At 61.7% G+C, this 21,252-nt stretch carries 14 protein-coding genes and 1 pseudogene; 8 read left to right on the top strand and 7 right to left on the bottom strand.

Annotation, left to right across the window (positions count from 1 at the left end; genetic code table 11):
• Positions 1-35: 35 nt before the first annotated feature.
• Together HB680_RS28515 and pvdM are read right to left on the bottom strand one after the other, a co-directional pair.
• Complete coding sequence (locus HB680_RS28515; RefSeq protein WP_213941664.1) at positions 36-1,319, bottom strand: aminotransferase class V-fold PLP-dependent enzyme; 1,284 nt, start codon at positions 1,317-1,319, stop codon at positions 36-38.
• Positions 1,316-2,686 (bottom strand): dipeptidase, encoded by a 1,371-nt coding sequence (pvdM, locus tag HB680_RS28510; RefSeq protein ID WP_213941663.1) that lies wholly within the window; start codon positions 2,684-2,686, stop codon positions 1,316-1,318. Before pvdM ends, HB680_RS28515 begins: the two co-directional genes overlap by 4 nt.
• Before the next feature lie 246 nt (positions 2,687-2,932).
• Between pvdM and HB680_RS28505 the strand changes: the two genes are divergently transcribed.
• Together HB680_RS28505 and HB680_RS32955 are read left to right on the top strand one after the other, a co-directional pair.
• Complete coding sequence (locus HB680_RS28505) at positions 2,933-4,561, top strand: PvdJ/PvdD/PvdP-like protein (RefSeq protein WP_213941662.1); 1,629 nt, start codon at positions 2,933-2,935, stop codon at positions 4,559-4,561.
• 46 nt (positions 4,562-4,607) lie between these two features.
• Positions 4,608-4,742, top strand: a pseudogene (locus HB680_RS32955) (metal ABC transporter ATP-binding protein); the annotation flags it as partial.
• 222 nt (positions 4,743-4,964) lie between these two features.
• Here the strand turns inward: HB680_RS32955 and HB680_RS28500 are convergent.
• The 3 genes from HB680_RS28500 to HB680_RS28490 are packed head-to-tail and all read right to left on the bottom strand — an operon-like array spanning position 4,965 to position 9,513.
• The gene (locus HB680_RS28500) at positions 4,965-6,359 is read right to left on the bottom strand and encodes an efflux transporter outer membrane subunit (protein ID WP_213941661.1); all 1,395 of its coding nucleotides are present in this window, start codon (positions 6,357-6,359) and stop codon (positions 4,965-4,967) included.
• 7 nt (positions 6,360-6,366) lie between these two features.
• Positions 6,367-8,340, bottom strand: a complete 1,974-nt coding sequence (locus HB680_RS28495; protein WP_213941660.1) for a MacB family efflux pump subunit — start codon at positions 8,338-8,340, stop codon at positions 6,367-6,369.
• Positions 8,341-9,513 (bottom strand): efflux RND transporter periplasmic adaptor subunit, encoded by a 1,173-nt coding sequence (locus tag HB680_RS28490; protein ID WP_213941659.1) that lies wholly within the window; start codon positions 9,511-9,513, stop codon positions 8,341-8,343.
• Positions 9,514-9,833: 320 nt separating this feature from the next.
• Between HB680_RS28490 and HB680_RS28485 the strand changes: the two genes are divergently transcribed.
• The 6 genes from HB680_RS28485 (at position 9,834) to HB680_RS28460 (ending at position 19,650) form a co-directional block, all read left to right on the top strand.
• A complete protein-coding gene (locus HB680_RS28485) occupies positions 9,834-10,316 on the top strand; it encodes a sigma-70 family RNA polymerase sigma factor (RefSeq protein ID WP_054051507.1) in 483 nt (160 codons plus the stop codon).
• Between the two features lie 132 nt (positions 10,317-10,448).
• A complete protein-coding gene (locus tag HB680_RS28480) occupies positions 10,449-11,786 on the top strand; it encodes a SidA/IucD/PvdA family monooxygenase (RefSeq protein ID WP_213941658.1) in 1,338 nt (445 codons plus the stop codon).
• Between the two features lie 504 nt (positions 11,787-12,290).
• On the top strand, positions 12,291-14,996 hold the full coding sequence (gene mgtA / locus HB680_RS28475; RefSeq protein ID WP_213941657.1) for a magnesium-translocating P-type ATPase: 2,706 nt from the start codon (positions 12,291-12,293) through the stop codon (positions 14,994-14,996).
• A gap of 195 nt (positions 14,997-15,191) precedes the next feature.
• Positions 15,192-15,626 carry a response regulator gene (locus tag HB680_RS28470; RefSeq protein ID WP_213941656.1) on the top strand — a complete coding sequence of 145 codons (435 nt, stop codon included), beginning with the start codon at positions 15,192-15,194 and terminating at the stop codon, positions 15,624-15,626.
• A 142-nt stretch (positions 15,627-15,768) separates the two neighbouring features.
• A complete protein-coding gene (locus HB680_RS28465; protein ID WP_213941655.1) occupies positions 15,769-16,419 on the top strand; it encodes a response regulator transcription factor in 651 nt (216 codons plus the stop codon).
• A 36-nt stretch (positions 16,420-16,455) separates the two neighbouring features.
• Positions 16,456-19,650 carry a transporter substrate-binding domain-containing protein gene (locus HB680_RS28460; protein ID WP_256735638.1) on the top strand — a complete coding sequence of 1,065 codons (3,195 nt, stop codon included), beginning with the start codon at positions 16,456-16,458 and terminating at the stop codon, positions 19,648-19,650.
• A 3-nt stretch (positions 19,651-19,653) separates the two neighbouring features.
• On the opposite strand, the gene dkgB is transcribed toward HB680_RS28460, so the two are convergent.
• Complete coding sequence (gene dkgB / locus HB680_RS28455; protein ID WP_213941653.1) at positions 19,654-20,457, bottom strand: 2,5-didehydrogluconate reductase DkgB; 804 nt, start codon at positions 20,455-20,457, stop codon at positions 19,654-19,656.
• 223 nt (positions 20,458-20,680) lie between these two features.
• Complete coding sequence (locus HB680_RS28450; protein ID WP_213941652.1) at positions 20,681-21,220, bottom strand: PaaI family thioesterase; 540 nt, start codon at positions 21,218-21,220, stop codon at positions 20,681-20,683.
• Between the last annotated feature and the right edge of the window lie 32 nt (positions 21,221-21,252).

Raw genomic sequence — 21,252 nt, 5'->3', positions numbered from 1 at the left:
AAGCTCGCTCCCACAGGGGTTGTGTTGTCGCATCCTTAGCCGAGCTGTGTGCCGAGCAACGCCATGAAGCGGTCGATTTCAGCCTCGGTGTTGAGCAGCCCCGGTGCGGTGCGGACCACCGGGCCGACGTCACGCTCCACCGCATCGGCGACCACTTTGTTTTGCATCAGGTACGCGGCGATCTTGTCGGCGTTCTTGCCCTTGACCCGGAAGAAGCTGAAGCCCGATGACAGCTCGGGGCTCAGCGGCGTGACGAGTTCGATCTGCGGGTGGGCTTGCAGGCGTTTCTTCATGTAGTTGTTGAGCGCATGGATACGCGCCTGGACGTCGGCCTTGCCCAGTTGCAAATGCAATTTGAAGGCTTCGTTCAGTGCCCAGCGGTGTTCGAACGAGTGGTAGCCACCGGGGGTCATGGTCGTAGAAAACGCCGTGGCTTCGGAGAAGGTCGGAATGATCGGCGTGACGTATTTGACCTCTTGGCTGCGGCTGCAAACGATGCCGGTGCCGCGCGGGCCGAACATCCATTTGTGGGTGCCGGCGATAAAGAAGTCACAGTTCATGGCCGGGAAACTCAAGTCCTCGACGCCAAAACCGTGCACGCCGTCGACCAGGTAAATGATCCGGTCTTCATCGCTGCGGTTGCGGTTGTGTTTGTCCACCAGAGCGCCGATTTCCGCGATCGGGGTTTTCACGCCACTGCCGGACTGCACCCAAGTCATGCCGAGCAGGCGGGTTTCGGGTTTGATGCCTTGGTCGATGGCGGTCAGGATTTCTTCCTTCGTGACCGTCTGCGGGTCCTTGAACAACCTGAGCTTGCGTACCTGGGTGCCGTCGCGCTGGGTGCGCAGGTCGAGGATGGTGTGGGTGGCGTAGTGTTCGTGGACGGTGGTGAGGATTTCCTGGTCCGGGCGCACGTGGACGCCGCCGTAGATCATCGCCAGGCCTTCGGTGGTGCTGCCGGTGAGAGCAATCTGCTTGGCATCGGCTTGCAGGTACCGACCGGCCCATACGCGGACGTCTTCTTCGCGCTGCTCAATCACGCCCAGGTCCCAATCCATCGCCAGGCCAGGGTTTTTATCGAGGGCGGCGCGGTGCATCTCGATGGCGTCGCGCACGGGTTTGGGGTGCGAGGTGATCAGGAAATTGGAGAAATGCAGGTAGGCCGGATCCTGGTCGAACAGTTGACGCAGTTGCGCCCATTTGTCACCGGACAGCGATGCCGCAGGTGCGGCGTTGGCGGCGGTGTGCAGGCCGGCCGTCAGCGGCAGGCCGGCGGCGAGGATGCCGGCCTGTTTCAGGAATGTTCGACGATCACTCATGGTTTGCTCTTGTCCTGCTGCGAAATCAACGCGGGTTTGGCGGCTTTCTGCACCTGATCCCAGACCCGCAGGAAGTTGCCACCCCAGAGCTTGGCGATGTCCGCCTCGGAGTAACCGCGCGACAGCAGTTCGGCGGTGACGTTGCGGATTTCGCTCACGTTCTCCCAACCTTTGACGCCGCCGCCTTCGTTGAAGTCGGAGCTGATGCCGACGTGGTCGATACCGATTTTGCGCACGGTGTATTCGATGGCGTCCCCGAGGTCCTTGAGGCTGGCCTTGGGTTCTTCTTCGAGGATGGCGTAGAGGCCGCTGGCGTACTGGCCGAACTTCTGCTCGGACCAGGCGGAGATGATCGGGTCGCCCGGCATCAGCGCCATCGCGAGGTTTGGCAGAGGCGGCAGGTCGAAGCGCTGGCGCAGTGCGTTGAGCTTGTCCTGGGTCGGCTGCGACAGCGGTTTGAGGTACTGGGAGAAGCCGACGATCTGCACCACGCCGCCGCTGTTCTTGATCAGTTGCAGTTCTTTGTCGCTGAGGTTGCGCGGGATATCCACCATGGCCCGTGGCGCGGAGTGCGAGGCCACCAGCGGGGTGCGGCTCAGTTGCGCCACTTGCTCCAGAGCCTTGGTCGACATCTGCGAAACGTCGATGATCACCCCTAGATCATTCAAGCGATGCACCGCTTGCTTGCCGAGGTCGGAGAGGCCGTCGAGGGCGTCCGGCGAATCGTTGAAAAACGGCAGGGGCCGCGAGGAATCGGCCCAGTCGTTGTTGCCAATGTAGCTGAACGCGAACATGCGCATGCCGCGCGCCGTCCACAGGTCCAGCAGGCTCAGGTCATGGCCCAGCGGGTAGGCATTGAGCATGCTGATGAAAATCGCGAACTTGCCTTCGCCGTGCAGGCGCCGAAAATCGTCGGGGGTGTAGGCGATGGCGACCTGATTGGGGAAGTCGCGGACCATGCCGGTGATGATCTTGTAGCGGATCTCCTGCTGGTTGCGCGCTTCTTCGACAAACCCGTCGGTGGGCTTGTGCGGTGCGTTGGCGCCGTTCCAGATTTCCGGCCAGCCGAAAATCGTCAGGGCCGCGCCGGAGAGGTGGCCGCGATTGGCCTTGACCAGGTCGAACTGGCCTTTGCCATCCTTGTCCGCCTCGTTGCCCTGGGTGCCGAAGTTCTGCATCAGGCTGACGTGGCTGTCGAAAGACAGCATGCGTTCGTGCAGTTCTTCGGCCTGCTTCATCACCTTGACCGGGTAGCCGGGGTTGTCCTTGAACCAGTAATCCCAGGCTGCATAGCCTGCACCGGCGCTGATCGCCAGGGCCAGCGGCAGGCCGATGTAAAGAGCCTTTTTCGAACGTGGTTTTGTCATTGCCATCTCAGTCAGGTTCGCCGCCCCGGTGCAGGCGCAGGGGCCTTTGCTATCTGGGAAGAACGAGTGGCTAGCGGGAAAATTTAGGTGGTTGTTCGGGCCTCTTTGCGGGCAAGCCTCGCTCCTACAGATGCGCGACGCTCAACCTGTAGGAGCGAGGCTTGCCCGCGAAGCTCTTAAATTTGTCTTGGGGATGAACGTTCTAGCTTGGATAAAGCCTGCTTCATGGCTGACACAGGTAGGGCAATGACGATTTCTCGACGATGGTTCATGGCGGGCCTGGCGCTGACCGGCGCCGCCGTGCCTGCGGCTTATTATGGGCATCGCGAATGGACGAAGCCGGACCCGACGATCACCCCCGGTGAGGCGACGGTCGATCTGGCGGATACCGCCGGCCAGCATCTGGCGAATTCGCTGCGTGGCGTCTGGGATATCCGCTTCGAAGGCGCGCAGGCCGGCCTCGACGGTTTGCCGTTGCAAGGCCTTGAGCTGTTGCTCGACGTCGCCCAGCGCGGGCGCGGCTTGCGCGGGTATCTGGACACGGCGCAGCAGTTGCGTGGTGATGCTGAACCGCGTTATCGGGTCATGGGCGATCTGGTGTCACCCAAGCCGGGTGAGATGTTCTGGCGCCTGATCGATACGCAATCGGCGAATGGCGCACCGGCGTATGAGGTGTCGGTGGTCCTCGATGAAGTCTGGGCCGATTTCGGCAACGCCGGCAGTGGCACGCTCAGCGGGCGCATCCTGCGGCTGGACCGTCCGCTCGGCTTGCCGGCGCTGGACAATCGCTTTGTCGCGCACAAGCGCCTGTTTCCTGAAGCGCGCGAACGTACCGGCCTGAACTCGACACTGCTGGCGTGGCTGATTTCTCCCGAGCACCGCTTGTTCCACCAGCTCTGGCACGCCTCGCGGGATAAATGGCACACGCTCTCCGAAGATAAACGCGGGGCCTTGCGCGGGATTGGCTGGCAGCCCGGCCCGCGAGACAAGGAGCGCGATGCCCGTGGTCCGAAGAAGGATCGCAATGGGTCGGGTGTCGACTTTTTCTTCATGCACCGGCACATGCTCGCCACCGCGCGTTCGATGCAGGACCTACCGTCCTGGCCGAGCTTCCCGATGCCGCAGCCGGAGCTTGAGCGTGATCGTCAGGGCTTTGCCCGTTACTTCGACAACCACGATGGCGCTTCACTGCCGCCGACCTGGCTGGCCGGCGAAGACCCGGAGTACACCCAGTGGGTCAGCGACATCAAGACGTCCGAGACGTATCACAGCAATTTCGAGGTGTGGGAGTCGCAATACCGCGATCCGCGTTATCTGTCGAAGTTGACCCTCGGGCAGTTTGGGTCGGAAGTCGAGCTGGGCCTGCATGACTGGCTGCACATGCGTTGGGCGTCGGTGCCGCGGGATCCGTCGAATGGTCAGCCGGTGCCGTTCGCCCGGGACCCTTCGGACTTCTCTGCGCGCTGGTTCGGGCCGGAAAACGACTTCCTCGGTGACCCGTTTTCCTCCCATGTGAACCCGGTGTTCTGGCATTTTCACGGCTGGATCGACGATCGCCTGGAAGACTGGTTCCGCGCCCACGAGCGTTTTCATCCGGGGGAGGTCACGCGACTGGAAGTCAACGGCGTGCCATGGTTTGCCCCGGGCCGCTTCGTTGAAGTGGATGACCCCTGGCTCGGCCCGAGCACCCACGGTTGCAGCACAACGCCGGGATTGCAGGCGGGCAAATCGGTGGAAATGGACCCGGAAACCATGAAAACTGCACTGCGCATCACCTTCGGGACCGACGAAAAGAAACTCGCCGACCTGTTCCGCCGCGTGCCGCAACGGCCGTGGTATGCACGGCATTTGAAGGTCAAGCAGCGGCAGGCTTGAGAGCGGCGTAATCGTTCATTCGCGAGCAGGCTCGCTCCCACACTGGATCTATGGTGAACGCAGTATTTGTGAACCCCTGAGATCCCCTGTGGGAGCGGGCTTGCTCGCGAAAGCGTCGGGTCAGTCAACAATTAGGTTGAATGACCCACCGCCTTCGCGAGCAAGCCCGCTCCCACAATTGATCCTCAGTGATCGCAGTTTTTGCGTACGCCCTGGATCCCCTGTGGGAGCGAGCTTGCTCGCGATAGCGGTGTGTCAGTCGATGGGATTGTGGATGTGAAGACCTCATCGCGAGCAAGCTCGCTCCCACATTTTGATCTTCAGTGAACGCAGCATTTGCGTAAGTCCCTGATCCCCTGTGGGAGCGAGGCTGCTCGCGAATGCGGCCGAAAATTCACCGCCATCACAAAGCCTGCCACCCCCCACCCAACGCCTTGTACAGTGCAATACTTGCCTGCAACCGCGACAGCTTCAGTTGCACATTCAAATCCTGCGCCGCGTACAGCGTGCGTTGTGTCTCCAGCACCGTGAGCAGATCCTCGGCGCCAGCCTGGTAGCGGCTTTGGGCGATGTCGAAGGCGGTCTGCGCCTGGTTCAGTTCTTCGCTTTGCCATTGGCGTTGTTCATCAAGCCAGCGAATGCTGTTGAGGGCTTTTTCGACGTCGGCGAATCCGTTGACGATCGCACCGCGATACATCTCCAACAGTTCTTGCTGGCGTGCCGTGGCTTTGTCGCGCTCGGCGCCGAGGCGGCCGTTATTGAAGATCGGGGCGACGAGGCCGGCGGTGAGGTTGTAGAACGGGCTGCGCAGAATGTCGCTGGCGCTATTGGCCCCCGAACCGATGTTGGCGCTGAGGGTGATAGAAGGCAGCATGGCGGCGCGGGCGACGGTGACGTCGGCCTGGGCGGCGGCCAGTTGCGCTTCGGCGCGAGCGATGTCCGGGCGGCGGCTCAAAAGCTGACTCGGCACGCCTGCGCCAATCACGGGCCATTGCAGGTGATCGAAGGCTTCGTCGATCGGCGCCAGTTGCTGCACCGGTCTGCCGAGCAGGGCGGCAAGGGTGATCAGCGATTCGTCAGCCTGTTGCTGCACCGTCGGCAATTGCCGCTGTTGCGCCGCGACCAGGCCTTTCTGCTGGGCCAGTTCCAGGGCGGTGGCCGAGCCGGAATCGTAGCGGGTCTGCACCAGTTTCAACACACTCTGGGCATTAGCCAGATTGAGTTCGGCAATGCGCCGCTGCTCGCGCAACGACAAGGTTTTCGTGTAGCTGTTGGCCACACCGCTGAGCAGCGTCAGCTCCACCGTGGCTTGATCGAATTCGCTGGCCTTGAGCCCGAACTGCGCACTGTCGCGAGACGCACGTTTGCCGCCCCAGAAGTCGATTTCATAACTGGCGCTGAGGTTGGCATCAAAGTAATCCACCGCCTCGTTGCTGCTGTCCGCATCGAGCTGACTGTAGCCATCGCCGCGCAGCAGTTTCTGGCGGTTGGCATTCGCCCCAGCCTTGATTTCCGGCAACTGCGAGCCGCCAGCAATCACCGTGCCGGCCTGGGCCTGACGCACCCGGGCGACCGCTGCCGCCAGGTCGAAACTGCCAACCCGCGCCTGTTCGATCAGGCGATCCAGTGGCGGGCTGCCGAATTGCGTCCACCACTGCGCATTGCTGCGCGCGGCACTTTCGTTGTGCGGCGATTGCCAGGTGGCGGGCGGTGCAAGGCTGCTGTCCGGGCGCGGGGCAGGGCTGCTGCAGGCGCTGAGCAACAGGCAGATAGTCAACAGGCTCAAGGGCGGCTTCATAGATCGATCATTCACTGGTAAGGGCCGTGACCGGGTCGAGCCGGGCAGCTTTGCGGGCCGGCATGAAGCCGAAGACAACACCGGTAACGAGGGCGCAGCCGAACGCGCCGAGCACCGCCATCAAGGAAAACGCGACCGCGACTTCGCTGAGCACCAGCACGCCGCCGACGATCAGCGCCAGGGCAATCCCGGCCAGGCCGCCGACCACCGAGAGCATCACCGCTTCGGTGAGGAACTGGCGCAGGATGTCGCGCTGACGGGCGCCGGTGGCCATGCGAATACCGATCTCGCGGGTGCGTTCGCGCACGGTCATGAGCATGATGTTCATCACGCCGATACCACCCACCAACAGCGAGATCGCGGCAATCGAGCCGAGCATCAGTGACAGGGTGTTCTGGGTCCGGGCCTCGGCCTGGATCATCGCCGCGTTATTGGTCAATTCGAAATCCTGCTTGCCGCTGTGCAGTTGCAGCATCAATTGCTTGATCGCGGTTTCCGCTTCCTTGACCTTGCGCGCATCCGCCGTGGCGATGGCCACGTATTCGGGATTGTGCGTGCCAAACAGCCGCACACTGGCCGCCGAATACGGAATGGCGATGCGGTTGTCGCTGTCGGAGTCGCCGGAACTGGCGCCTTTTTCCGCGAGCACGCCAACCACCTGGAACGGCACGTTCTCGATCAGGATGTACTGGCCGATGGGGTTGGCGACGTCCTTGAGCAATTTCGTGCGCACCTTGTGGCCGATCACTGCCACCGCTGCGCCGGATTTTTCATCGGCCTCGGTGAAGTAACTGCCCTGGACCACCGGCCAGTTGAAGATCGCCGGGAAGTTCGTATCGTTACCGCCGACATAACTGAGGTGATCGACGTTACCGAAACGCACCCCGGCCTCGGCACCATTGACCGGCATGATCCGCCGCACTTGCGGCAGGCTGGCCAGCGCGGCGACGTCGTCGAGGGTGATGACGCCGGGCGGGGTGCGCGGATTCGGCGCCGAGCCGCTGAGGTAAATGATGTTCGAGCCGAACGCGCCCATCTGCGCCATGACCTGGCGCTTGCTGCCTTCACCCACCGCGAGCATCACCACCACCGACGCCACGCCGATGATGATGCCGAGCAAGGTCAGGGCGGTGCGGAACTTGTTGATCCACATCACCCGCCAGGCCGCGTGCACAGCGTCCACCAATTCACCTTTCCAGGCGCCGGTGGCTTCGGCACCTTCGCTGAGGCGCTTGCGCAGGTCCACCGCTTGCAGCGCGCCGGGGTTGGCCGAGGTTTGCGCGGCGGGGTTGTCGCGGGCGCTGTCGCTGATGATCAGGCCGTCGCGGATTTCGATGATGCGCTTGGCCCGCGCCGCCACTTCGCGGTCGTGGGTGATCAGGATCACCACGTGGCCCTGGCTCGCCAGTTCGTCGAGCAGGGTCATGACCTCGGCACCGCTGTGGCTGTCGAGGGCGCCGGTGGGTTCGTCGGCGAGGATGATGTGACCGCCGTTCATCAAGGCGCGGGCGATCGACACCCGTTGCTGCTGGCCGCCGGACAGCTGATGCGGACGGTTGCCGGTACGCGTAGCGAGGCCGAGGCGGTCGAGCAGGGCGGCGGCGCGGGCGTGGCGTTCGGCAGCCGGTAAGCCTGCGTAGATGGCCGGCATCTCGACGTTTTCCTGGGCCGAGCCGGACGGAATCAGGTGATAACCCTGGAACACAAAGCCAAACGCCTCGCGGCGCAACCAGGCCAGTGCATCGCTGTCGAGCCGGGCGACGTTTTCCCCGGCGAAGCGGTATTCGCCCGACGTCGGCCGGTCGAGGCAGCCGAGGATGTTCATCAGCGTCGATTTGCCGGAGCCGGAAGCCCCGACGATCGCCACGAATTCGCCGGCATGGATCGCCAGGTCGATGCCGCGCAACACGTGGACTTGCGGGGCATCGCCGCCGCCGTAGGCTTTGCGGATGTCCTGCAGGTCGATCAGAGGCGTCTGCATTCAGCCGCCACTCCCGTCAGCCGGGCCGATCAACAGGTGATCGCCTTCGTCGAGGCCATCGAGAATCTGCACTTTCAGTCGGTCACTGATGCCGGTGCGCACCACCCGTGGCTGGAGGGTGCCGTTTTTCGCCACGACTTGCGCGGTCTGGCTGTCAGCCTGCGCGCCACCCTGCAACGCGGCAATCGGCGCGGTGAGGACGTTCTTCGCCTGGTCGGAGACGAAGAACACCTGGGTCGTCATTTCTGCCATCAAGGCGTTGTCGGCGTTATCGACGTCGAGCAACACGGTGTACAGCACCACGCGACCGGTGCCGCTTTTGTTCGAACTGGCGGGGCTGCCGCCTCCCTGGCTGGTCTGGTCCAACGGTTTGGGCGGGATCGGCAAGATCTGCCGCACGGTGCTGTTCCAGCGCCGGTTGCCGCCGCTGAGGGTGGTGAACCAGGCCGTCATGCCGGGTTTGACGTGGCCGATGTCCGCTTCCGAAACCTCGGCCCACACCGTCATCGGCGACAGTTTGGCGATGCGCAGAATCAACGGCGTCTGCTGCTGGGCGTTGAGGGTCTGGCCTTCCCGGGCATCGAGGGCCACCACCGTTCCGTTCATCGGTGCATAAATGCGCGTGTAACCGAGTTCGGCCTGATCACTGCGCAAGCTGGCCTGGGCCTGGCGGATCTGCGCCTGGAACATGTCGACCCGGGCCTGGGTGGCGCGCAGTTCGGCCTGGGCGGTTTGCACGTCTTCGGCGCGGGTAGCGCCGCCGGCCGCGAGGTTTTGCTGGCGCTGGAATTTCTGCCGGGCCAGTTCGTGCTGGGCTTTTTGTTCTTCAAGCTGGGCCTTGAGGTTGTCGATGGAAAAACGCCCGGCGTCGAGTTTGGCCTGTTGCGTGGATGGATCGATTTCCACCAACAGGTCGCCTTCCTTGACCACGTCGCCGACTTCCACGTGGATCTTGTGGATCTGCCCCGACGCCTGTGCGCCGACGTCGACATAACGTCGCGGTTGCAGGGTGCCCAGGGCGGTGACGCTGCTTTCGATGTCGCCGCGGGTGACTTGGACCGTGGCGAATTGATCGCGGCCGGGCGGAAGGATCTGCCAGGCCGCGACGGCCACGACGGGGATCAGACAGAGGGCTACAAGCAGGGCGCGTCGGGTGTGTCGGGGACGTTTCATGCAGGGTTCCGGCCAAAGAAAATCGGCCCGTCGCCCGACTGGCGCGCAACACGAGGCGACAGCCGAGCGCTGTCGGAGGGCCGACAGACACGGGGAGCTGTCCTGTAAACGAGGAATGCAGGGAGGAATTTAAGCGCGGACACACGGAGTTACAGGTATAGAGCAGCACTATTTATCGGGCAAATCGAAACAGCACTTTAAATCTATATGAGAATTACTATAAATTACGCGACTTAAATTGCCACCATCCTGCCACTGCCCATTCGGCGGTTGCGGAGCTGGCTCAAGGACAGGTCCCGCACCTCGTGCGGCCGGGAGTCATGTTGGAAAACTACTATCGCGAGCTGGTGTGTTTCCTGAACGCCAAGCTGGGCAACCGTCAGGTGGCCGAAGATGTGGTGCATGACGCTTATCTGCGGGTACTGGAGCGATCCAGCGACACGCCGATCGAGCAGCCCCGGGCATTCCTCTACCGCACCGCGCTGAATCTGGTGATTGACGACCATCGGCGCAATGCCCTGCGTCAGGTCGAGTCCCTGGAAGTGCTCGACAACGAAGAGCGCTATTTCACCCCTTCGCCACACACCAGCCTCGACCACGGCCAACGCCTGGCCATGCTCCAGCGCGCCCTGGCCGAGTTGCCGAGGCTGTGCCGCGAGAGCTTTCTGCTGCGCAAGATCGACGGCCTGTCGCACCCCGAGATCGCCGAACACCTGGGCATTTCCCGGGCGCTGGTGGAGAAACACATCGTCAACGCCATGAAACATTGCCGGGTGCGCATCAAGCAGTGGGACGCCCATTGATCCCTTGCGCTTAAATTTTTTTTCATTGTCCTCGTCCCTACTCAACAGACGATCTGCTGTCCTGCCCCAGGCCGGTCAGGTCACCCAGGCTTTATCCCCGCTGCTCCGGGGTTCATCCAGAGGACACTGGAAATGACACAGGCAATTGCATCGCCCATCGTTCACGACCTGATCGGCATCGGTTTCGGCCCCTCGAACCTGGCGCTGGCCATCGCTCTGCAAGAGCGCGCACCGAGTCAGGGCGAGCTGGATGTACTGTTTCTCGACAAGCAGGCCACCTACAGCTGGCACGGCAACACGCTGTCGACCCAGAGCGAGTTGCAGATTTCCTTCCTCAAGGACCTGGTGACCCTGCGCAACCCGACCAGCCCGTACTCGTTCGTCAATTACCTCAAGCATCACGGGCGCCTGGTGGACTTCATCAACCTCGGCACCTTCTACCCGTGCCGCATGGAGTACAACGACTACCTGCGCTGGGTCGCCGGGCAGTTCACCGAGCAGAGCCGCTACGGCGAAGAAGTGCTGACCATCGAGCCGGTGCTGCACAACCAGCAGGTCGAAGCGCTGCGCGTGATTTCCCGCGATACCCAGGGCCAGCAACACGTGCGCACCACCCGTTCGGTGGTGGTCAGCGCCGGCGGTACACCGCGTATTCCCGAGGCGTTCAAAGCGCTCAAGGATGACAGCCGTGTGTTCCACCACTCGCAATATCTGGCGCAAATGGCCAAGCAGCCGTGCGTGAACAACCAGCCGATGAGCATTGCGATCATCGGCGGCGGGCAGAGCGCAGCGGAAGCCTTTATCGACCTGAACGACAGCTTCCCGTCGGTGCAAGTGGACATGATCCTGCGCGGCTCGGCCCTGAAACCGGCGGATGACAGTCCGTTCGTCAACGAAGTGTTCTCGCCGGAATTCACCGACCTGGTGTTCCAGCAGGCCAGCAGCGAACGCGAGCGTCTGGTCAACGAATACCACAACACCAACTATTCGGTGGTGGACATCGACCTGATCGAACGCATCTACGGCATCTTCTATCGCCAGAAGGTTTCCGGGATTGCGCGCCATGCGTTCCGCACCCTGACCACCATTGAAAAAGCCACTGCCACTGAGCGCGGCATTGAACTGGCGGTGCGCAACAACGCCACGGGCGAAGTCACGGTTCGGCATTACGACGCCGTGGTCCTGGCTACCGGTTACGAGCGCCAGATGCACCGCAAACTGCTGGCGCCGCTGGAACAGTACCTGGGCGAGTTCGAGGTTGATCGCAATTACAAACTGATCACCGACGAGCGCTGCAAGGCCGGCATCTACATGCAGGGCTTCTGCCAGGCCAGTCACGGCTTGAGCGACACCTTGCTGTCGATCCTGCCGATCCGTGCCGATGAGATTGCCGGGTCGCTGTATGACCATGGCAAGTCCCGTGGGCATGGGCGGTCGGTGATGGATTTGTTGTTGGCGACTGCCAGCTAAAATCTTCTGCGCCTGATAGTCAGCCTTCGCGAGCAAGCCCGCTCCCACATTTGATCTGTGAACACAGGTCCATTGTGGGAGCGGGCTTGCTCGCGAAGGGGCCAAAAAGAACACCGAAAAACCTCGATCCTGAACCCTTCCTGAAGAACCCGCCGATTCCCCCGGCACTCGCCCCAGCATCGTTTACTCTCCAGAAATCGGGGCGTAAGCTTCGCGCGTTTTCATCAATAGCGGAGACCCACAGTGGGTACTTGTTCGAGTGACAGTAGTCGGCCGGTTTCAGTAACCGGCACCTTCTCGGCAAGCTGACGCGCAGTTTTTTTGTGCCGTTGACTTGCTGAAAAGCGAGTAGCGGCATCCCGATCGCGGCCAGTGGCGGCGCGATTCCCGACGTCCCTCTCATCGACGCTGAACCGTGCGTGATGCTCGACTTTCCTGTCGTCATCGCGGCGACTCGACGCGCCTGCTCGACGGTTTCCCGGCTGACCCTGGGGGGCAACTGCCATGAACCTGACCCTGCTCAAAGAATTCTTCGCCGGATTCCTGCGCACCCGCCACATCGCCCGGCACTTCCGTCGCCTGGCGTTGCTGGAAAGCATCAACGACACCACGGTCAGCCGTGAAGTACCGCCGACCCTGGCGCAAACCCTGGTGTCGGCGGCCAACAGCGACACCGGCCTGTTGCTGGATCACCTCGGCAGTCACAGCGATGGTTTGAGCGAGTCCGAAGCCGACACCTTGCGCGAGCTGTTCGGCCTCAACGAAGTCGAGCACGAACAACCGCTGCCGTGGTGGGTGCACCTGTGGCACTGCTACAAAAACCCGTTCAACCTGCTGCTGACGTTGTTGGCGGTGGTCTCGTGGTTCACCGAAGACATCAAGGCCGCCGTGGTGATTTTCTCCATGGTGGTGCTCTCGACCCTGTTGCGCTTCTGGCAGGAAGCCAAATCCAACCAGGCGGCGGATGCGCTTAAGGCGATGGTGAGTAACACCGCGACGGTCATGCGCCAGGGCGCGCAGCGTATCGAACTGCCGATCAAGCAATTGGTGCCCGGCGACCTGATCGTGCTCTCGGCCGGTGACATGATTCCCGCCGATTGCCGGGTGCTCAGCGCCAAGGACCTGTTCGTCAGTCAGGCCGCGATGACCGGCGAATCGATGCCGGTGGAAAAATTCCCGCGCCAGCAGGACAGCGATACGAACAATCCGCTGGACCTCGACAACATCCTGTTCATGGGCACCAACGTGGTCTCGGGTTCGGCCATCGCGGTGATTCTGACCACCGGCAACAGCACCTATTTCGGTGCCCTGGCCCAGCGGGTCAGCGCCACCGACCGGGCGCCGACCTCGTTTCAGAACGGGGTCAACAAAGTCAGCTGGCTGCTGATCCGCTTCATGTTCGTGATGGCGCCGCTGGTGCTGTTCATCAACGGCTTTACCAAGGGTGACTGGATGCAGGCGCTGCTGTTCGCGCTGTCCATCGCCGTGGGCCTGACCCCGGAAATGCTGCCGATGATCGTCACCTCGACGTTGGCCAAGGGCGCGGTGTTCCTGTCGCGCAAAAAAGTCATCGTCAAGCGCCTGGATGCGATCCAGAACTTCGGCGCGATGGACGTGCTGTGCACCGACAAGACCGGCACCCTGACCCAGGACAAAATCTTCCTCGCCCGGCATGTGGACGTGTGGGGCGAAGAGTCCGATGACGTGCTGGAAATGGCGTACCTCAACAGCTACTACCAGACCGGGTTGAAAAACCTGCTGGACGTGGCGGTGCTGCAACACGTCGAGGTGCACCGTGAACTGGAAGTGGCCACGGCGTTTGCCAAGGTCGATGAAGTGCCGTTCGACTTCACCCGGCGCCGTATGTCGGTGGTGGTGGCCGAGCATGACCGGCCTTACCACGTGCTGGTGTGCAAAGGCGCGGTGGAAGAAATCCTCTCCGGTTGCACCCGTGTTCGCCACGGCGATAACGACGAGCCGCTGACCGATGAACTGCTGGCGCGGATTCGCGAAGTGACCGCGTCCTTCAACGAGGAAGGCTTGCGTGTGGTGGCGGTGGCCGCGCGGCATACACCGAAGGATCAAGCGGTCTACAGCATCGCCGATGAGCAGCAAATGACCCTGATCGGCTACGTCGCCTTCCTCGATCCGCCCAAGGAAAGCACCGCGCCGGCCCTGCGCGCGCTGGCGGCCCACGGCATTGCGGTGAAAGTGCTGACCGGCGACAACGAACTGGTGACGGCGAAGATTTGCCGCGAAGTCGGCCTGGAGCAACAAGGCCTGCTGATGGGCAACGACGTCGAGCGCATGAGCGACGCCGAACTGGCACTGGCCGTGGAGACCACCAATGTCTTCGCCAAACTGACGCCGTCGCACAAGGAACGCATCGTGCGTTTGCTCAAGGGCAACGGCCATGTGGTCGGTTTCATGGGCGACGGCATCAACGACGCCCCGGCGCTGCGCGCAGCCGATATCGGGATCTCGGTGGACAGCGCGGTGGACATTGCCAAGGAAGCCGCCGATATCATCCTGTTGGAAAAGAGCCTGATGGTGCTGGAGGAGGGCGTACTGGAAGGGCGCCGGACCTTCGCCAACATGCTCAAGTACATCAAGATGACCGCCAGCTCGAACTTCGGCAACGTGTTCTCGGTGCTGGTGGCCAGTGCGTTTATCCCGTTCCTGCCGATGCTGCCGATGCACCTGCTGGTGCAAAACCTGCTGTATGACATTTCGCAGATCGCCATCCCGTTCGATAACGTCGATGCCGAAATGCTGAAGAAGCCCCAACGCTGGCAACCGGCGGACGTCGGGCGCTTTATGCTGTTCTTCGGTCCGATCAGCTCGATTTTCGACATCACCACGTTTGCCTTGATGTGGTACGTGTTTGACGCCAACACCCCGGATCACCAGACCCTGTTCCAGTCCGGCTGGTTCGTGGTGGGGCTGCTGACCCAGACATTGATCGTGCACATGATCCGCACGCCGAAGATCCCGTTCCTGCAAAGCCGCGCGGCCATGCCGTTGATGATCATGACCGGAGTCATCATGGCCGTCGGGATCTTCCTGCCGATGGGACCGCTGGCGCACTACTTCAAATTGCAGGCGCTGCCGTCGCTGTACTTCGTGTTCCTGCCGCTGATTCTGCTGGCATACATGGGGCTGACCCAGGCGGTGAAGGGGTTCTATATCCGCCGGTTTGGCTGGCAATAAACCCGTCATCCGCAGGCGCAAGGCTTGCCCGCGATGAACGATGACGCGGTCCTGTTCAGGACCGAGGTGCGTCTAGCGCGGGCAAGCCTTGCGCCTACGGTCATTGCCAACTTTAGGAAAAGTCCTACAGAAACAACCACCAGTGTTCCGTAGCCTTGCGGCCTCACGAGTTTGTCACTCTCATGGGAATCCACGATGCCGAATAAAGCCTTACGAATCCTGATCGCGGACGACCAGCATTTTCACCGGATGAAAATCGAGCGGTTGTTCAATTCGCTCGATTACTACCGCGTGGCGCCGGTGCACAGCCTTGCGGAAATGGTGACGATCGTCGAGTACGGTTGCGAGCCGTTCGATCTGGTGGTCATCAATGCGTCACTGGCCGACGGCGCGATGGACTTGCAGGGATTTTTCCTCGGCAACCCCCAGGTTCACCACGCCTTGATCTTCAACGGTCAGCAGGCACAGTTGCCGCCGATACCCCTTTGCGAGTGGCAGAAGTTGCAGGTGAGTCACGCGCTGCTGCCTGATCTTGCGTGTATCCAGCGGTTGATGACGATCATCGATCGGCCACTGCACGAAGACGACCAACCCTGGCCGACCCGGTCGTACCAGCAAAGGCGCGGTTGACCGTTTGTCGGAACTGTCAGATCTGACAGGTAGTTTTGCCTGTCCCCCCGTGCAAAAGTCATTGCGCAGCCGTTGCGTCTATTCCGGGCTGGCCCCTGGCCGAGTGTCGCGAAATCGTCATTTTTTTGCAGAGGGAGTTGCCATGAAGCCAGCGCTGTTTGCGCAACGCGCCGAGAAATCAGCACTGATTGCGGACGATCATCCGGTGGTACGCGCCGCCGTCACAATGGTACTCAAGCAGGAAGGCTTCAAACACATTTACGAGGCGTCCAGCGGTAACGAGGTCGTGGCGATGCTGCGCGAGCATACCCCCGAGCTGGTGGTGCTGGACCTGGTCATGCCTTCCCTTGATGGGCTGGAGGTGCTGGAACGCATCAAGCTCAGTGATTTGTCGTGTCGGGTGCTGACCTTTACGTCCCTGGATCCGTTGTTTTTCCAAGAGCGTTGCATGCGTGCCGGCGCCTTGGCCTATGTCTCGAAAACCAACGATTTGGGTCAACTGCACAAGGCGATCCAGGCGTTAATGGCCGGTTACACCTATTTCTCCCGGCTGCCCACGGCATCGCTGGACAATTTGCAACGCAGTGAAAAACAGATGATCGATTCACTCTCCAATCGCGAGCTGACCATTTGCCAACATCTGGCCCGAGGCGCGAGTAACAAGGCTATCGCGGAGGTCCTGTACTTGAGCCACAAGACGGTCAGCACCTACAAGACGCGTTTGATCGAAAAGCTCGGGTTGCACTCGGCGGTGCACCTGCGTGACTTCTGCAAACGCAATCATCTGATTTGAATGGACCGGATTGTGCGCGCCTGTCTGTTCGTGCTGATGTTGTTGACTGCGCTGAAGGCCGCCGTTGTGATGGCTGACGAGCCGCAACCCTTGCATCTGCTGGGACGCTCGACCGTGGAGGGGTACGAGATTCGGCTGGACGAAACGGATTGGCAATGGTTGCGTAACAAGCGGGTCTTGCGCCTCGGCGTCACGGGGCCGGACTACCCGCCGTTCGAGGTGACGCGCAATCACGATGAACTGGAGGGCATCACGGCGGACTACGCCGATCTGCTGGCGCAACTGCTGCATGTCAAGGTTGAGGTGCGGCGTTACGACACTCGCGAGGTGGCGATGCAGGCGCTCAAACGTGATGAGCTGGACCTGCTCGGCACCTCGAACAATTTCGAGATGGCCGATCCCGAACTGACCAGGTCCCTGGCCTACGCCGAAGACCAGCCGATGCTGGTTACCCGTCTGGACGAGCGCATGCCCGACGACCTGACGGGCAAACGCATTGCCATGGTTGAAAACTATCTGCCGGCGTCCAGCGTCGAAGCGTTCTATCCCGAGGCGCGCCTGCATCTGTATGCCTCGTCACTCGAGGCGCTCGGCGCTGTAGCGTTCGGGCAGGCTGACGTGTACCTGGGCGACTTCATCAGTACCAATTACCTGATCAACAATAACTACCTGAACAACGTTCACCTGACCGGGCCATCGGGTCTGGACGCCAATCCATTCGGGTTCGCCCTGGCCCGGAGCAATTCGCGTCTGTTGAGCATTGTCGATCAGGCACTGGCGACGATTCCCATGGAGCAGCGCGTGGCCATCGAGCAACGCTGGAGTGCCGGCAGGGCCAATCAATCCGGCCTGCAACGCGTTCAGTTGAGCGCCAGTGAACAGCGCTGGCTGGCGCGGCATCCGCTGCTGACCGTGGGGGTGGTCGAGGGCTTTGCGCCGCTGACGTTTTTCGATGCCCGGGGGCGGTTCAGCGGTTTGACGGCGCAGTTATTGACCCTCATCAGCCAGCGCAGCGGCTTGACCTTCACGGTGCAACGCAGCCGTTCGCTGGATCAGCAGATCCAGCAGCTCAAGGACGGTGACATTGATCTGGTGCCGGTGATCATTCCGAGCACCGAACGCGAGGCCGACTTGCGCTTCACCCGCGCTTACCTGAGCAATCCATTCGTGTTGGTCAGCGCTACGTCGGCGGGCAGCCCGAAGACCCTGGATGATCTGGCGGGCAAGCGTCTGGCGATCAATCACAGTCATCCACTGCGTGGGTTTATTCTGGCGCGGGCACCGGGAATCCGGCTGGTGGACGCGCAAAGTCCGGCCGAGGGGCTGGAACTGGTGTTGAAGGGGCAGGCCGATGCGGCACTCAGCTCATTGATCCTGACCCGTTACCTGATTGTCCGGCACTACGGCGACCGCCTGCAGATCAACAGTACCGTGGGCAATGAACCGGCACTCATCACCCTGGCGACCGGTCGCGGCGCCGTGGAGTTGCAGTCGATCCTGAACAAGGCCTTGCTGAGCATTCCGCCCCAGGAGATGGACGACTTGATCGCCCGTTGGAGCAATGACGTGATGGTGGATGACAGCTATTGGCTGCGTCATCGCGAAGCCATCCTGCAAGGCTTTGCCGCCGCCGGTGCCTTGCTGTTGCTGGCGTTGGGCTGGATTGCCTGGCAACGTCGGCAGATTCGCCAGCGCCAGCGATGGCTGCAGCAATTGCAGGACGCCAAGGACGCCGCCGACGATGCCAACCGCGCGAAAACCACGTTTCTGGCGACCATGAGCCATGAAATCCGCACGCCGATGAATGCCTTGATCGGCATGCTCGAACTGGCCCTCAAACGTTCGGAAGAGGGCATCACCGACCGATTTGCGATTGAGGTGGCGTCGAGTTCCGCACAGCAACTGCTGGTGTTGATCGGCGATATCCTGGACATCGCCCGCATCGAGTCCGGGCATTTGTCCCTGGCACCGGAGCGCGGCAATTTGCGCTCGCTGACGGAATCGGTGTGCCGGGTTTTCGAGGGCCTGGCGCGGCAGAAAGAGCTGGATTGGCGGGTCGAACTGGATGAGCACAGCGACTGCGATGTGTTGATCGACCCGCTGCGTTTCAAGCAGGTGCTGTCCAATTTATTGAGCAACGCCATCAAGTTCACGGAACAAGGCGAGGTGAGGCTGACCCTGCGCGTCGAGCCCGGGTTGTCCGGTCATCTGACGGTGACTGTGACGATCGAAGACAGCGGCATCGGGATCAGCGTCGCAGACCAGCAACGACTGTTCAGTCCGTTTGTCCAGGCTGGCAACACTGCGCAATCCGGCCGCAACGGTTCGGGCCTGGGGTTGGTGATCAGCCGTTCCTTGTGCGAAATGATGGGCGGCCGTTTACAGCTGCACAGCGACCTCGGCAGGGGCACGCAGGTTCAGGTCAGTCTGGATTTGCCCGCCCTGCAACCGTTGTTGTCCCGCGCCGCGCCGCCGAGCGGATGGCCGCTGGCGACGCGGTTGTTGACGATTCTGGTGGTCGACGATTACCCGGCCAATCGCCTGTTGCTGTCGCGCCAACTGAGTTATCTGGGACACCAGGTGCTGGAGGCCGAGGATGGCGGGCAGGGGTTGGCGATATGGCGCAAACAGGCGCTCGACGTGCTCATCACCGACTGCAACATGCCGGTACTCAGTGGTTATGAGCTGGCGATGGCGATCCGTGATGAGGAACGCGCCCAAGGGTTGCCGGCGACGCTAATCCTGGGGTTTACCGCCAATGCCCAGCCCGAGGAAAAGCTGCGTTGCCTGGAAGCCGGGATGGATGATTGCCTGTTCAAACCGATTCGTCTGGGGGACCTGAGCGCCTGGCTGGCGCTCAGGTTTGCCGGCGAAGCGTTAACGCCGCCGGACGAACAACCTGATGTCCTGCTCGACTTGAGCAGCCTGGAACGTTACGTCGGCAGCGACCGCACGTTGATCAATCGCCTGGTGCACGATCTGGCGGTGACCAACCGCGAGGATCGTGAACAGTTGCTGCAGGCGCACGCCGCAGGTAATCGCCAGGATCTCCAGAACCTGGCGCACCGCATCAAGGGCGGTGCGCGCATGGTCCGGGCGCTACAGGTGATCGAGTGTTGCGAGCAACTCGAACAGGCCTGCACTGAAGGTCGCGGGGCACTGATCGACGTTGCCGTCGAGCGCTTGCAGCAGAGCATGACGCACCTGGATGAAAGCCTCGGGCCGCGCTGACGATCAATCCCAATGCGGGGCGATGCCTTTAGGGCTGGTCAGACGCTGGCCGCGATCCAGACCGGCGATCAACGCCATGTCGGCATCGCTCAAGGTCAGCCCGACGGCTTGCAGATTGCTTTCCAGATTGGCGCGTTTGGTCGATGACGGAATCACCGCGTAACCCAGTTGCATGGCCCAGGCCAGGGTGACTTGCGCCGGTGTCGCTTGCAGGCGTTCGGCGATCCGCTGGATCACCGGATCCTTCAGCACTTCACCGTAGGCCAGGGTCATGTAGGACGTGATCTGGATGCCCTGGCTTTGCGCGAATTCAACGACTTTGCGGTTTTGCAGGTACGGGTGCAATTCGATCTGGTTGGTGGCAATGTTCTCGGCACCGACGGCGGCGATGGCCTGTTTCATCAAGTCCACGGTGAAGTTGGACACGCCGATCTGGCGGGTCAGGCCCATTTTCTTGGCTTCGAGCAGGGCGCCCATGAACTCTTCCACGGGCACCTGGTTTTCCGGGGACGGCCAGTGGATCAGCGTCAGGTCCAGGTAGTCAGTCTGCAAATTGCGCAGGCTCTGCTTGAGGCTGTCGATCAGTCGATCCTTGGCGAAGTTGGCGACCCAGATTTTGCTGGTGATGAACAGCTCATGACGCAGGACGCCGCTGGCGGCAATGGCCTGGCCGACTTCGGCTTCGTTCTCGTAGATTTGCGCGGTGTCGATGACCCGATAGCCCAGTTCAAGACCGGTACTGACCGAATCGATGACCACCTGACCTTGCAGGCGAAACGTACCAAGACCGAATGCGGGAATAGACATCAATGACTCCAAGGGTTGCAGTGGGAATGGCACGAGTATCCGCGCCGGTATCCTTGAGAAAAACCGCTGGTGGGGCAAAGCAATGTTTACTTAAAGTCATGAATGGTGAAATTGTGGGTGTCTGGTCGGGCCTCATCGCGGGCAAGCCTTGCTCCTACAGGGGATTCGCGCACACCTGTAGGAGCAAGGCTTGCCCGCGATAGCCGCACCACGGTTCCGAGCCTTACCCCCGCGCCTCAAGAATCATGCAAGTCGTGGACCCCGTCGCATACAGTCGCCCATCCACATCATAAATCCGCCCCTCGGCCAGCGCCGTCGACCGCCCCAGGTGCACAATCTTGCCCTCGGCGCGCACCGGTCCGCTGGCGCCGGTCAAGGCCCGGACATAACTGATGCGCAAATCCAGCGTGGTGTAGCCCTGGCCTTTCTTCAATTGCGTGTGAATCGCACACCCCATGCACGAATCCAGCAAGGTCGCCGCATACCCGCCATGCACGCTGCCCAACGGGTTGTAGTGCCGCGAATCCGGGGTGCCCTGGAAAATAAACAGCCCGGCCGACCATTCGATCGGGATGAAATCCATCAGCGTGCCAATCGGCGGCGAGGGCAGTTCGCCGTTGCCGACGCCCTCGAAAAACTCGGTGGGCGAGAGGGCGCTGACCTCGGCCATGGACAGACTGCCGGGGCCGGCGAGGCGGGCGCGCATGGCCTGTTCCTGGGCGATCCATTGGGCGAGGGTGGCTTCTTGGGTCGGGCTTTGCATGATCAAGTCCTCGGACGGATATTATGGTTGTA

Origin of the sequence: Pseudomonas sp. dw_612 (assembly GCF_018449725.1) — a bacterium.
In the GTDB taxonomy this organism is placed as follows: domain Bacteria; phylum Pseudomonadota; class Gammaproteobacteria; order Pseudomonadales; family Pseudomonadaceae; genus Aquipseudomonas.
Note: the sequence above shows the minus strand (reverse complement) of the source record. Positions and strands in the feature narration are given on the sequence as shown.

Coding starts and splice junctions, on each gene's coding strand:
- HB680_RS28515 (WP_213941664.1), bottom strand. CDS start 1,319: ATGAGTGATCGTCGAACATTCCTGAAACAGGCCGGCATCCTCGCCGCC.
- pvdM (WP_213941663.1), bottom strand. CDS start 2,686: ATGACAAAACCACGTTCGAAAAAGGCTCTTTACATCGGCCTGCCGCTG.
- HB680_RS28505 (WP_213941662.1), top strand. CDS start 2,933: ATGACGATTTCTCGACGATGGTTCATGGCGGGCCTGGCGCTGACCGGC.
- HB680_RS28500 (WP_213941661.1), bottom strand. CDS start 6,359: ATGAAGCCGCCCTTGAGCCTGTTGACTATCTGCCTGTTGCTCAGCGCC.
- HB680_RS28495 (WP_213941660.1), bottom strand. CDS start 8,340: ATGCAGACGCCTCTGATCGACCTGCAGGACATCCGCAAAGCCTACGGC.
- HB680_RS28490 (WP_213941659.1), bottom strand. CDS start 9,513: ATGAAACGTCCCCGACACACCCGACGCGCCCTGCTTGTAGCCCTCTGT.
- HB680_RS28485 (WP_054051507.1), top strand. CDS start 9,834: ATGTTGGAAAACTACTATCGCGAGCTGGTGTGTTTCCTGAACGCCAAG.
- HB680_RS28480 (WP_213941658.1), top strand. CDS start 10,449: ATGACACAGGCAATTGCATCGCCCATCGTTCACGACCTGATCGGCATC.
- mgtA (WP_213941657.1), top strand. CDS start 12,291: ATGAACCTGACCCTGCTCAAAGAATTCTTCGCCGGATTCCTGCGCACC.
- HB680_RS28470 (WP_213941656.1), top strand. CDS start 15,192: ATGCCGAATAAAGCCTTACGAATCCTGATCGCGGACGACCAGCATTTT.
- HB680_RS28465 (WP_213941655.1), top strand. CDS start 15,769: ATGAAGCCAGCGCTGTTTGCGCAACGCGCCGAGAAATCAGCACTGATT.
- HB680_RS28460 (WP_256735638.1), top strand. CDS start 16,456: ATGTTGTTGACTGCGCTGAAGGCCGCCGTTGTGATGGCTGACGAGCCG.
- dkgB (WP_213941653.1), bottom strand. CDS start 20,457: ATGTCTATTCCCGCATTCGGTCTTGGTACGTTTCGCCTGCAAGGTCAG.
- HB680_RS28450 (WP_213941652.1), bottom strand. CDS start 21,220: ATGCAAAGCCCGACCCAAGAAGCCACCCTCGCCCAATGGATCGCCCAG.